General features: G+C 54.6%; 12 protein-coding genes. All 12 read left to right on the forward strand.

The genetic code is table 11. The features are described 5' to 3' along the window. Positions 1–315 precede the first annotated feature (315 nt). The 12 genes from mnmG to glmU all read left to right on the forward strand — a co-directional run bounded on the left by mnmG (position 316) and on the right by glmU (position 12,252). Positions 316–2,205, forward strand: coding sequence for a tRNA uridine-5-carboxymethylaminomethyl(34) synthesis enzyme MnmG (gene mnmG, locus CLM71_RS23635; protein ID WP_105233137.1), 1,890 nt, complete (start codon positions 316–318; stop codon positions 2,203–2,205). Between the two features lie 125 nt (positions 2,206–2,330). Further along, positions 2,331–2,951, forward strand: a complete 621-nt coding sequence (rsmG, locus tag CLM71_RS23640) for a 16S rRNA (guanine(527)-N(7))-methyltransferase RsmG (RefSeq protein WP_105233138.1) — start codon at positions 2,331–2,333, stop codon at positions 2,949–2,951. 642 nt (positions 2,952–3,593) lie between these two features. Then, positions 3,594–3,977 (forward strand): F0F1 ATP synthase subunit I, encoded by a 384-nt coding sequence (atpI, locus tag CLM71_RS23645; protein WP_105233139.1) that lies wholly within the window; start codon positions 3,594–3,596, stop codon positions 3,975–3,977. 20 nt (positions 3,978–3,997) lie between these two features. Continuing rightward, positions 3,998–4,777, forward strand: coding sequence for a F0F1 ATP synthase subunit A (gene atpB / locus CLM71_RS23650; RefSeq protein ID WP_015962431.1), 780 nt, complete (start codon positions 3,998–4,000; stop codon positions 4,775–4,777). A gap of 50 nt (positions 4,778–4,827) precedes the next feature. Next, the gene (atpE, locus tag CLM71_RS23655) at positions 4,828–5,067 is read left to right on the forward strand and encodes a F0F1 ATP synthase subunit C (RefSeq protein WP_004093904.1); all 240 of its coding nucleotides are present in this window, start codon (positions 4,828–4,830) and stop codon (positions 5,065–5,067) included. Positions 5,068–5,126: 59 nt separating this feature from the next. Further along, positions 5,127–5,597 carry a F0F1 ATP synthase subunit B gene (atpF, locus tag CLM71_RS23660; RefSeq protein WP_015962432.1) on the forward strand — a complete coding sequence of 157 codons (471 nt, stop codon included), beginning with the start codon at positions 5,127–5,129 and terminating at the stop codon, positions 5,595–5,597. Positions 5,598–5,611: 14 nt separating this feature from the next. Beyond that, positions 5,612–6,145, forward strand: coding sequence for a F0F1 ATP synthase subunit delta (atpH, locus tag CLM71_RS23665; protein ID WP_105233140.1), 534 nt, complete (start codon positions 5,612–5,614; stop codon positions 6,143–6,145). Positions 6,146–6,157: 12 nt separating this feature from the next. Further along, a complete protein-coding gene (gene atpA / locus CLM71_RS23670; protein WP_105233141.1) occupies positions 6,158–7,699 on the forward strand; it encodes a F0F1 ATP synthase subunit alpha in 1,542 nt (513 codons plus the stop codon). A gap of 57 nt (positions 7,700–7,756) precedes the next feature. Further along, complete coding sequence (gene atpG / locus CLM71_RS23675) at positions 7,757–8,620, forward strand: F0F1 ATP synthase subunit gamma (RefSeq protein WP_105233142.1); 864 nt, start codon at positions 7,757–7,759, stop codon at positions 8,618–8,620. 156 nt (positions 8,621–8,776) lie between these two features. Further along, complete coding sequence (gene atpD / locus CLM71_RS23680; protein WP_105233143.1) at positions 8,777–10,159, forward strand: F0F1 ATP synthase subunit beta; 1,383 nt, start codon at positions 8,777–8,779, stop codon at positions 10,157–10,159. A gap of 20 nt (positions 10,160–10,179) precedes the next feature. Next, positions 10,180–10,599 (forward strand): F0F1 ATP synthase subunit epsilon, encoded by a 420-nt coding sequence (locus tag CLM71_RS23685; RefSeq protein ID WP_004933814.1) that lies wholly within the window; start codon positions 10,180–10,182, stop codon positions 10,597–10,599. A 279-nt stretch (positions 10,600–10,878) separates the two neighbouring features. Next, positions 10,879–12,252 carry a bifunctional UDP-N-acetylglucosamine diphosphorylase/glucosamine-1-phosphate N-acetyltransferase GlmU gene (glmU, locus tag CLM71_RS23690; RefSeq protein ID WP_105233144.1) on the forward strand — a complete coding sequence of 458 codons (1,374 nt, stop codon included), beginning with the start codon at positions 10,879–10,881 and terminating at the stop codon, positions 12,250–12,252. The last annotated feature ends 57 nt before the right edge of the window (positions 12,253–12,309 follow it).

Consider the following 12,309-nt stretch of genomic DNA (forward strand, 5'->3'; position numbering starts at 1 on the left):
ATCCAAATAACAACTGCCGTATGCTTTTTGTCCTGTGCATAACTAGCCATTTAGATCCCAGCTTATCAGCGTCAGGATCACCGATCATTCACAGTAAACGATCCTTCCTAATTTCATGATCTCTATCGTGAATACGCGGTTATCCACAGAGGATCGCGATCCTAATAAGAGATCTAATAAAGAGATCTTTAAATAAAAAGATCTTCTTTTAATTACCTGACGATCCGTACCGCTTGGTCGATCGTCTAAACTTGAGTAGAATCCCCCACCCCAGGGCAAACAACGATCGTTCGCAATACGGCGAGGTGCAGTTCCATGTTTTATCCAGAGCAGTTTGACGTCATTATCATCGGCGGCGGCCATGCCGGCACCGAAGCGGCAATGGCCGCGGCAAGAATGGGGCGTCAAACCTTATTACTGACGCACAATATTGATACGCTGGGGCAAATGTCTTGCAACCCGGCGATCGGCGGTATTGGTAAAGGGCATCTGGTTAAGGAAATTGATGCACTGGGCGGCCTGATGGCTACGGCGATCGACCATGCCGGCATTCAGTTTAGGATACTAAACGCCAGCAAAGGCCCTGCGGTACGCGCTACCCGCGCCCAGGCCGACCGCGTGCTCTATCGCCAGGCCGTACGCACTGCCTTGGAGAGCCAGCCCAACCTGATGATCTTCCAGCAGCCGGTAGAAGATCTTATCGTTGAGAACGATCGCGTTGTCGGCGCCGTTACGCAAATGGGGCTGAAGTTCCGCGCTAAAGCAGTGGTGCTCACCGTGGGGACATTCCTCGACGGCAAAATTCATATCGGCCTGGAAAACTACAGCGGCGGCCGTGCCGGCGATCCGCCTGCCATTTCACTGTCGCAGCGTCTGCGAGAACTGCCGCTGCGGGTTGACCGTCTGAAAACCGGCACTCCGCCGCGCATTGACGCCCGCACCATTGATTTCAGCGTGCTGGCCGAACAGCACGGCGACACGCCGACGCCGGTATTTTCGTTTATGGGAAATGCCGACCAGCATCCGCGTCAGGTGCCGTGCTATATCACCCATACCAATGAAAAAACCCATGACGTGATCCGCAGCAACCTCGATCGCAGCCCGATGTACGCCGGGATCATCGAAGGGATCGGCCCACGTTACTGTCCGTCGATCGAAGATAAAGTGATGCGCTTTGCCGATCGCAACGCACACCAGATCTTCCTCGAGCCGGAAGGGCTGACCAGCAACGAAATCTACCCGAACGGTATTTCCACCAGTCTGCCGTTCGACGTACAGATGCAGATCGTCCGCTCGATGGAAGGGATGCAAAATGCCCGCATTATTCGTCCGGGTTACGCTATTGAGTATGATTTCTTCGATCCGCGCGATTTGAAACCAACGCTGGAAAGCAAATTTATTCAGGGCCTGTTCTTTGCCGGTCAGATTAACGGCACCACCGGTTATGAAGAAGCCGGTGCGCAGGGGCTGCTGGCCGGTTTGAATGCCGGACGTTACGCCAACGAAGACGAAGGCTGGGCGCCGCGTCGCGATCAGGCCTACCTTGGCGTGCTGGTGGACGATCTGTGCACGCTGGGCACCAAAGAGCCGTACCGTATGTTCACCTCACGGGCGGAATATCGTCTGATGCTGCGTGAAGACAACGCCGATCTGCGTCTGACGGAAAAAGGCCGCGAGCTGGGCCTGGTGGATGATGTCCGCTGGGCGCGCTATAACGACAAACTCGAACAGATCGAGCGCGAACGTCAGCGTCTGCGCGACGTTTGGCTGCACCCGCATTCGGAAAATGTTGAGCAAGTCAACAAACTGCTGAAAACGCCGCTGTCGCGCGAAGCTAATGGTGAAGAACTGCTGCGCCGTCCGGAAATGGATTACGCACTGCTGACCTCGATCGACGCTTTCCAGCCGCCGTTGGCCGATATTCAGGCCGCCGAGCAGGTGGAAATTCAGGTGAAATACGAAGGCTATATCGCCCGTCAGCAGGAAGAGATCGAGCGCCAGCAGCGCAACGAGAACACCTTGCTGCCGCTTGACCTGGACTACCATCAGGTTTCCGGGCTGTCGAACGAAGTCATCGCCAAGCTCAACGATCACAAACCTACCTCCATCGGACAGGCATCGCGCATCTCGGGGATTACTCCTGCGGCGATCTCTATTCTGCTGGTGTGGTTGAAGAAGCAAGGCCTGCTGCGCCGCAGCGCATAAATCTGCATTTTCGGCGGTCGATTGCCCAATGGATAGGCAATCGGCCGCTGACATCATTTTCAGCCTGAATTATCATAGCCCTTCGCCATCTTCGGCGGATTTCGCGTTGGTCAGAGGACTCCATTGTGGACAAAAAGTTAGACTCGCTGCTGGCTGCAGCCGGTATTTCGCTTCCCGATCGTCAAAAACAGCAGTTGCTGGGCTATGTCGGCATGCTGGATAAGTGGAACAAGGCGTACAATCTGACCTCTGTGCGCGATCCGCAGCAAATGCTGGTCCGCCATATTCTCGACAGCATCGTGGTTAACCCGCACCTTGAAGGCTCACGCTTTATTGATGTCGGCACCGGACCAGGTCTGCCCGGCATTCCGCTGGCCATTGTGCGTCCGGATGCGCATTTTACGCTGCTCGACAGCCTGGGTAAGCGGGTGCGTTTTCTGCGGCAGGTACAGCACGAGCTGGGGCTGACCAATATCGAGCCGGTACAGAGCCGGGTGGAAGAATTCCCGGCCGAGCCGCCGTTTGACGGCGTAATCAGTCGCGCATTCGCCTCACTGCAGGATATGCTGACCTGGTGCCGCCATCTGCCGGCGCAAGGGCAGGGGCGCTTTTATGCACTGAAGGGCGTCCGTCCTGACGAAGAGCTGGCCACGTTGCCCGAAGGCATTACGCTTGAAGAGGTGGTACGTTTGCAGGTGCCGGAATTGGACGGTGAACGTCATCTGGTGGTGCTTAAGGCAAACTGAGTTTGTTTTTGATCAAACAGACGGCAGATTGAACCTTGCTACATATGTAAAAATAAGCAGACTAATTAACTGGCCGCTTTTTTTAGTTAATTTACTTTTTTTTAACACAAAGGCAGCAGTTAATTAGCGAAAATACCCTAATTACGTGTAGTAATTGTCACGTTAGCAATTATGTGAATAAGATCGCCTTTTGCTGCTGTTGTTAACGCGTAATAACAATATTCTTTCTGTGGATGTCAACGAAAGGTTTTTAGCGGGTATAAAGATTGTTTTTGAACGGTTAAATTATACCATTTTGATTTATAAAACATTTTTATCGCCCTAATCGCTAAAGACGTTTTATGCGCACATGGGTTATAAATCGAACGTTAGCCCTATTGTTGTGATCAATTGCACGTTTTAGTGTGCAACAGAGGAATAATCGGACAATAAAATCGAGGTATTATTCCGCCTATTTTCTTGCGAAAATAGTCTGAATTTGGTGAATTTAAATAATTGTTCACCTTTTCGCTACTTATCGATTGAATTCGTTGAAGTGACCCGTATAATTTGCTCGTTTTTTGCTGCTTGACTCTATGCAGCAAAGACAGTGTCATACGTCACTCAGCATACCCCCTTAGGGGTACGGAGAGAACAAACGTCATGTCTGTGTCCCTTTACAGCGGGAAAGTCGCACGCAAACTGCTGTTTTTGCAGTTTATGACTTTTGTTCTGATCAGCGCCGCCTTCGGTTTCAAGGGGCTGGCGTGGGGCGTTTCGGCGTTGGCAGGCGGACTTGCCGCCTGGCTGCCAAGCGTCATGTTTATGCTGTTTGCCTTGCGCCACCAGGCGCAGACGCCGGCGCCCGGTCGGGTTGCCTGGTCGTTCGCCATTGGCGAGGGGCTAAAGGTCGTGATCACCATCTTTTTGCTGATCGTGGCGCTTGGGGTGTTCAAAGCGGAATTTATGCCGCTTGGCCTGACCTATTTAGCGGTGTTAGTGGTGCAGATAGTGGCACCAGCCGTGATTAACAGTTACCGAACTTAACTAAAAGGGTAAGAGGCATCATGTCTGCAGGAGAAGTCTTGACTCCACAGGAGTATATCGGTCACCACCTGACGCAGCTTCAGGTCGGGACGGGGTTCTGGTCGATTAACATCGACTCGATGTTTTTCTCCGTCGTCCTCGGGGCGCTCTTCCTGGTGATCTTCCGTAAAGTGGCCAAAAACGCCACCAGCGGTGTGCCGGGTAAACTGCAAACCGCAGTGGAACTGGTGGTTGGGTTCGTCGACAGCAGCGTGCGCGACATGTATCACGGCAAGAGCAAGGTTATTGCTCCGCTGGCGTTGACCGTGTTCGTCTGGGTCTTCCTGATGAACCTGATGGATTTGCTGCCTATCGATTTCCTGCCGTATATCGGCGAACACGTTCTCGGCCTGCCTGCGCTGCGCGTAGTGCCTACCGCCGATGTCAACGTGACGCTGTCTATGGCGCTGGGCGTGTTTATCCTGATTCTGTTCTACAGCATCAAAATGAAAGGCGTTGGTGGGTTCGTTAAAGAGTTGACCATGCAGCCGTTCAACCACCCTGTATTCATTCCGATTAACCTGATTCTTGAAGGTGTCAGCCTGCTGTCCAAGCCTGTTTCACTGGGCCTGCGACTGTTTGGCAACATGTATGCGGGTGAGTTGATCTTCATCCTGATTGCCGGCCTGTTGCCGTGGTGGTCACAGTGGGTCCTGAGCTTGCCTTGGGCTATCTTCCACATCCTGATTATTACGCTTCAAGCCTTTATTTTCATGGTTCTGACGATCGTCTATCTGTCGATGGCGTCTGAAGAGCACTGATTTTTCCTAAAACACTTGCATTTATAAACTGAAACAAACTGGAGACTGTCATGGAAAACCTGAGTATGGATCTGCTGTACATGGCTGCCGCTGTGATGATGGGCTTAGCGGCAATCGGTGCTGCGATCGGTATCGGCATCCTGGGTGGTAAATTCTTGGAAGGTGCAGCGCGTCAGCCTGACCTGATTCCTCTGCTGCGTACACAGTTCTTTATCGTTATGGGTCTGGTTGACGCCATCCCGATGATCGCTGTTGGTCTGGGTCTGTACGTGATGTTCGCCGTCGCGTAAGCAGAGAAACGCTCTGCCGACTTACCCACACTCATTAACTTTAAAAGAGGCATTGTGCTGTGAATCTTAACGCAACAATCCTCGGCCAGGCCATCGCGTTCGTCCTGTTTGTCTGGTTCTGCATGAAGTATGTATGGCCGCCAATTATGGCTGCCATCGAGAAGCGTCAGAAAGAAATTGCTGACGGTCTCGCTTCTGCAGAGCGTGCCAAAAAAGATTTGGACTTGGCGCAAGCCAATGCGAGCGACCAGCTGAAAACTGCTAAAGCAGAAGCTCAGGTGATCATTGAGCAAGCGAACAAGCGCAAAGCTCAGATCATGGATGAAGCGAAAGCCGAAGCCGAGCAGGAACGTAACAAAATCGTGGCGCAGGCTCAGGCTGAGATCGAAGCTGAACGTAAGCGCGCTCGTGAAGAGTTGCGTAAGCAAGTCGCGATGCTGGCTATCGCCGGCGCCGAGAAGATCATCGAACGTTCCGTGGATGAAGCTGCTAACAGCGACATCGTTGATAAACTGGTCGCTGAACTGTAAGGAGGGAGGGGCTGATGTCTGAATTTGTTACTGTAGCTCGCCCCTACGCCAAAGCAGCTTTTGACTTTGCCGTTGAGCACCAAAGCGTAGAACGCTGGCAGCAGATGCTGGCGTTTGCTGCTGAAGTCACTCGCAACGAACAGATTTCCGAACTGCTGTCCGGCGCTGTTGCACCGGAAACGCTGTCGAATACGTTCACCGCGGTTTGTGGCGATCAACTCGACGAAAATGGCCAAAACCTTATTCGCGTTATGGCCGAAAATGGGCGTTTACTGGCGCTTCCTGACGTAGTGCAGCAGTTCGTTGAACTGCGCGCCGCGCTGGAATCCACCGTCGAAGTCGAGGTGCTCTCTTCAAGCGCACTGAATGACGAACAGCAGGCCAAGATTGCCGCTGCGATGGAAAAACGTCTGTCACGCAAAGTTAAGCTGAATTGCAAAATTGACAAGTCTGTACTGGCCGGCGTGGTTATCCGCGCAGGCGACATGGTGATCGATGGCAGCGTACGCGGCCGTCTTGAACGCCTGGCAGACGTCTTGCAGTCTTAAGGGGACTGGAGCATGCAACTGAATTCCACCGAAATCAGCGAACTGATCAAGCAGCGCATTGCTCAGTTCAATGTAGTGAGCGAAGCTCACAATGAAGGTACTATCGTTTCCGTCAGCGACGGAATCATCCGCGTACACGGCCTGGCCGATGTTATGCAGGGCGAGATGATCGCACTGCCAGGCAACCGTTACGCAATCGCATTGAACCTGGAGCGCGACTCCGTAGGTGCCGTCGTCATGGGTCCGTATGCGGACCTGGCTGAAGGCATGAAGGTAAAATGCACCGGCCGTATCCTGGAAGTTCCAGTCGGCCGCGGCCTGCTGGGCCGCGTGGTTAACACCCTGGGCGCGCCTATCGACGGCAAGGGCCCGGTTGAGCACGACGGTTTCTCCCCGGTTGAGACCATTGCACCGGGCGTTATCGACCGTCAGTCGGTCGACCAGCCGGTACAGACCGGTTATAAATCCGTTGATGCCATGATTCCAATCGGCCGTGGTCAGCGTGAGCTGGTGATCGGTGACCGTCAGACCGGTAAAACCGCGCTGGCGATCGATGCGATCACCAACCAACGCGATTCCGGCATTAAGTGCGTCTACGTGGCTATCGGCCAGAAAGCGTCCACCATTTCTAACGTGGTGCGTAAACTGGAAGAACACGGCGCGCTGGCAAACACCATCGTTGTGGTGGCTACCGCTTCTGAATCCGCTGCACTGCAATACCTGGCGCCATATGCCGGTTGCGCAATGGGCGAATACTTCCGTGACCGCGGTGAAGATGCGCTGATCGTATACGATGACCTGTCCAAACAGGCCGTTGCCTACCGTCAGATCTCCCTGCTGCTGCGTCGTCCGCCAGGTCGTGAAGCATACCCAGGTGACGTATTCTACCTGCACTCCCGTTTGCTGGAGCGTGCAGCGCGCGTTAGCGCCGACTATGTTGAAGCTTTCACCAAGGGTGAAGTGAAAGGCCAGACCGGTTCTCTGACCGCGCTGCCGATCATCGAAACTCAGGCGGGTGACGTTTCCGCGTTCGTTCCGACCAACGTAATCTCGATTACCGATGGTCAGATCTTCCTGGAATCCAACCTGTTCAACTCCGGTATTCGTCCGGCAGTTAACCCGGGTATCTCCGTATCCCGTGTTGGTGGTGCAGCGCAGACCAAGATCATGAAGAAACTGTCCGGCGGCATCCGTACCGCGCTGGCGCAGTATCGTGAACTGGCGGCATTCTCTCAGTTCGCTTCCGATCTGGATGATGCAACCCGCAAGCAGCTGAACCACGGCCAGAAAGTGACTGAACTGCTGAAGCAGAAACAGTACGCGCCAATGTCCGTCGCACAACAGTCTCTGGTGCTGTACGCTGCAGAACGCGGCTACCTGGAAGACGTTGAAGTCGCCAAGGTAGTGAGCTTCGAAGCTGCACTGGTTGCTTACGCGGATCGCGAACACGCCGAGCTGCTGAACCACATCAACCAAACTGGTAATTTCAACGATGAGATCGAGGGCAAACTGAAAAACGTCCTCGAAACCTTCAAGAAAACCCAGTCCTGGTAACGCGCAGCGGCCTGCAGTTGAAAGACAGCAGGCCGCTGGCAATGAGGAGAAGCAGAGATGGCCGGCGCAAAAGAGATACGTAGTAAGATCGGCAGCGTGCAAAACACGCAGAAGATCACTAAAGCGATGGAGATGGTCGCCGCCTCCAAAATGCGTAAATCGCAGGATCGCATGGCGGCCAGCCGTCCTTATGCAGAGACCATGCGCAAAGTGATTGGTCACCTTGCGTTGGGGAATCTGGAATATAAACACCCGTACCTGGAAGAGCGTGATGTTAAGCGCGTCGGGTATCTGGTGGTGTCGACTGACCGTGGTCTCTGCGGCGGCTTGAACATCAACCTGTTCAAAAAGCTGCTGGCGGAGATGAAAGGCTGGTCCGAAAAAGGCGTTGAAACTGATTTGGCGCTGATTGGCTCTAAAGCCGTTTCTTTCTTTGGTTCCGTGGGCGGCAACGTGGTTGCCCAGGTGACCGGCATGGGGGATAAACCTTCCCTGTCGGATCTGATCGGGCCGGTGAAAGTGATGCTGCAGGCCTACGACGAAGGTCGTTTGGACAAGCTGTACATTGTCAGCAACAAATTTGTTAATACGATGTCCCAGGAGCCGCAGGTTCTTCAGTTGCTGCCGCTGCCGCCTGCCGATGACGGCGAGCTGAAGAAGACAGCCTGGGATTACCTGTATGAACCCGATCCAAAAGTGCTGCTTGATACCTTGCTGCGCCGCTATGTGGAATCGCAAGTTTATCAGGGCGTCGTGGAAAACCTGGCCAGTGAGCAGGCCGCGCGAATGGTAGCGATGAAAGCCGCGACCGATAACGGCGGTAGCCTGATCAAAGAGCTGCAGTTGGTATACAACAAGGCACGTCAGGCCAGCATCACTCAGGAACTCACCGAAATCGTTTCGGGAGCCTCCGCGGTTTAACCAGGTTATTACCCTAAGTAGTTCAGATTGCAGGAAGGCGGCAACTGAGCGAGTCCCCAGGCGCTTACTTGAGTAAGCAACTGGGAGGAAAGAAAGCCGTCAACGCATCTGCAGTTTGAAATACGACGGGTAAACGAATTACGTAGAGGATTCAAGATGGCTACTGGAAAGATTATCCAGGTAATCGGCGCCGTGGTGGACGTCGAGTTCCCTCAGGATGCCGTACCAAAAGTGTACGATGCCCTTGAGGTAGAAAACGGTAACGAAAAACTGGTGCTGGAAGTTCAGCAGCAGCTGGGCGGCGGCGTTGTACGCTGTATCGCCATGGGTACTTCCGACGGTCTGCGTCGCGGTCTGAAAGTTAACGACCTGCAGCACCCGATCGAAGTACCAGTAGGTAAAGCAACGCTGGGTCGTATCATGAACGTATTGGGTCAGCCAATCGACATGAAAGGCGACATCGGCGAAGAAGAGCGTTGGGCGATTCACCGCGCGGCGCCAAGCTACGAAGAACTGTCCAGCTCTCAGGATCTGCTGGAAACCGGTATCAAGGTAATGGACCTGATCTGCCCGTTCGCCAAGGGTGGTAAAGTTGGTCTGTTCGGTGGTGCGGGCGTAGGTAAAACCGTAAACATGATGGAGCTGATCCGTAACATCGCGATCGAGCACTCCGGTTACTCTGTGTTTGCGGGCGTGGGTGAGCGTACTCGTGAGGGTAACGACTTCTACCACGAAATGACCGACTCCAACGTACTGGACAAAGTTTCCCTGGTTTACGGCCAGATGAACGAGCCGCCGGGTAACCGTCTGCGCGTTGCACTGACCGGCCTGACCATGGCGGAAAAATTCCGTGATGAAGGCCGTGACGTTCTGCTGTTCGTGGATAACATCTACCGTTACACCCTGGCGGGTACCGAAGTGTCCGCACTGCTCGGCCGTATGCCATCCGCGGTAGGTTATCAGCCAACGCTGGCGGAAGAGATGGGCGTTCTGCAGGAACGTATCACCTCGACCAAGACCGGTTCTATCACCTCCGTACAGGCCGTTTACGTCCCTGCGGATGACTTGACTGACCCGTCTCCAGCCACCACCTTTGCGCACTTGGACGCAACCGTGGTACTGAGCCGTAACATCGCTTCCCTGGGTATCTACCCGGCCGTTGACCCGCTGGATTCCACCAGCCGTCAGCTGGACCCGCTGGTTGTGGGTCAGGAACACTATGACGTTGCGCGTGGCGTGCAGTCTATCCTGCAGCGCTACCAGGAACTGAAGGACATCATCGCGATTCTGGGTATGGACGAACTGTCTGAAGAAGACAAACTGGTCGTATCCCGCGCGCGTAAAATCCAGCGCTTCCTGTCTCAGCCGTTCTTCGTGGCAGAAGTCTTCACCGGCGCGCCGGGCAAGTTCGTATCGCTGAAAGATACCATCCGTGGTTTCAAAGGCATTATGGACGGCGACTACGACCACCTGCCGGAGCAGGCGTTCTACATGGTTGGCACCATTGAAGAAGCAGTGGAAAAAGCCAAGAAACTGTAACGCCTTGAGAGGAGGGTGATATGGCTATGACTTACCATCTGGATGTTGTCAGCGCGGAAAAACAGATGTTTTCCGGCCTGGTGCAGAAGATCCAGGTGACAGGCAGCGAAGGCGAACTGGGTATTTTCCCGGGGCATGCGCCGCTGCTGACTGCCATCAAGCCTGGCATGGTGCGTATTGTTAAACAGCACGGTGAAGAAGAGTTCATCTACCTGTCTGGCGGTATCCTTGAGGTACAGCCAAGCGTGGTGACCGTGCTGGCGGACACTGCCATCCGTGGAACGGACCTCGATGAAGCCAGAGCGCTGGAAGCCAAGCGCAAAGCTGAAGAGCATATCCGTAGCTCTCATGGTGATGTCGACTATGCTCAGGCATCCGCTGAGCTGGCGAAGGCGATCGCGAAACTGCGCGTTATCGAACTCACCAGAAAAGCGATGTAAGCAATACCGAAATAAGAAAGCGACCCAATGCGGTCGCTTTTTTTTTGCATTAAAATAAGCGTTTGACCCTGCTTATCGTTGCGGCGTATTCGAGCAGGCGGCGGCGGTATTGTGTCTCCGAACGCCGACAGTTTGCCAGCTGTGGAATCGGATTGCGCCGAATGACGGCGCGCCTAGAGCCACGCGGCTTAGCTCGGCTTCGTGCAGAGAAATATGTAGTAATTTCGATGCTAAACGGTTTTACTTTCGTCTATTAAAATTGGAGTTATCAGGTTGCTTATGTCGAACAGCGCAATGAGTGTAGTGATCCTCGCCGCGGGCAAGGGAACGCGTATGTATTCCGACCTGCCCAAGGTTTTGCATCCGCTGGCGGGTAAACCGATGGTGCAGCACGTTATTGATGCCGCGATGAAGCTGGGGGCGAAGAATGTCCACCTGGTTTATGGTCATGGCGGTGAACTGCTGCAAAGCACGCTGAATAACGCAGAGCTGAACTGGGTGCTGCAGGCTGAGCAACTGGGCACCGGCCATGCGATGCAGCAGGCGGCGCCGCACTTTGCCGATGATGAAGACGTGCTGATGCTGTACGGCGACGTACCGCTGATCTCCGTCGAGACGCTGACGCGTCTGCTGGCGGCCAAGCCGCAGGGCGGCATTGGCCTGCTGACCGTCAAGCTGAACGACCCGACCGGCTATGGCCGCATCGTGCGTGAACAGGACGACGTGGTCGGCATTGTTGAACATAAGGACGCCAGCGAACAGCAGCGTCAGATTAACGAGATCAATACCGGTATTCTGGTGGCCAACGGCGGCGATCTGAAACGCTGGTTAGGCATGCTGAGCAACGATAACGCGCAGGGTGAATATTACATCACGGATATCATCGCGCTGGCTCATGCCGACGGTAAGAAAATCGAAGCGGTGCATCCTGATCGCCTGAGCGAAGTTGAGGGCGTGAACAACCGCCTGCAGCTGGCGACGCTTGAGCGCATCTACCAGGCCGAACAGGCGGAAAAACTGCTGCTGGCCGGCGTGATGCTGCTGGACCCGGCGCGTTTCGACCTGCGCGGCGAGCTGACGCACGGGCGCGACGTGCTGATTGACGCCAATGTCATCGTTGAAGGGCAGGTACAGCTGGGCAACCGGGTGAAAATCGGCGCCGGCTGCGTGCTGAAAAACTGCGTGATCGGCGATGACTGCGAAATAAGCCCTTACAGCGTGGTCGAAGACGCGGTATTGGCGGCTGATTGCACCGTCGGTCCGTTTGCCCGACTGCGTCCCGGCGCGGAGCTGGCGCAAGGCGCGCACGTTGGCAACTTTGTCGAGATGAAAAAGGCGCGCCTGGGCGTGGGCTCCAAGGCGGGACACCTCAGCTATCTGGGCGATGCGGTGATTGGCGACGACGTGAATATCGGCGCCGGCACCATTACCTGCAACTACGACGGCGCCAACAAGCATCAAACCATTATCGGCGACGGGGTGTTTGTCGGTTCCGATACGCAGCTGGTGGCGCCGGTCACGGTGGCCAAAGGGGCGACGATTGCCGCCGGCACCACGGTCACGCGCAACATCGCGGAAGATGAGCTGGTGCTGAGCCGGGTGAAGCAGGTGCACATCCAGGGCTGGCAGCGTCCGACCAAAGCGAAAAAGTAAAAATAAGGATGGCCGTTATGCGGCCATCCTGTGTTTTGCACTGCCTTTTCGCGGCAG

It is taken from the genome of Serratia sp. MYb239 (assembly GCF_002966855.1).
Taxonomy (GTDB): Bacteria; Pseudomonadota; Gammaproteobacteria; order Enterobacterales; family Enterobacteriaceae; genus Serratia_B; species Serratia_B rhizosphaerae.

What these genes read in the sequence shown, in the direction of transcription:
- mnmG (WP_105233137.1), top strand. Translation starts at nt 316, where the DNA reads ATGTTTTATCCAGAGCAGTTTGACGTCATTATCATCGGCGGCGGCCAT.
- atpI (WP_105233139.1), top strand. Translation starts at nt 3,594, where the DNA reads ATGTCTGTGTCCCTTTACAGCGGGAAAGTCGCACGCAAACTGCTGTTT.
- atpB (WP_015962431.1), top strand. Translation starts at nt 3,998, where the DNA reads ATGTCTGCAGGAGAAGTCTTGACTCCACAGGAGTATATCGGTCACCAC.
- atpE (WP_004093904.1), top strand. Translation starts at nt 4,828, where the DNA reads ATGGAAAACCTGAGTATGGATCTGCTGTACATGGCTGCCGCTGTGATG.
- atpH (WP_105233140.1), top strand. Translation starts at nt 5,612, where the DNA reads ATGTCTGAATTTGTTACTGTAGCTCGCCCCTACGCCAAAGCAGCTTTT.
- atpA (WP_105233141.1), top strand. Translation starts at nt 6,158, where the DNA reads ATGCAACTGAATTCCACCGAAATCAGCGAACTGATCAAGCAGCGCATT.
- atpG (WP_105233142.1), top strand. Translation starts at nt 7,757, where the DNA reads ATGGCCGGCGCAAAAGAGATACGTAGTAAGATCGGCAGCGTGCAAAAC.
- atpD (WP_105233143.1), top strand. Translation starts at nt 8,777, where the DNA reads ATGGCTACTGGAAAGATTATCCAGGTAATCGGCGCCGTGGTGGACGTC.
- CLM71_RS23685 (WP_004933814.1), top strand. Translation starts at nt 10,180, where the DNA reads ATGGCTATGACTTACCATCTGGATGTTGTCAGCGCGGAAAAACAGATG.
- glmU (WP_105233144.1), top strand. Translation starts at nt 10,879, where the DNA reads ATGTCGAACAGCGCAATGAGTGTAGTGATCCTCGCCGCGGGCAAGGGA.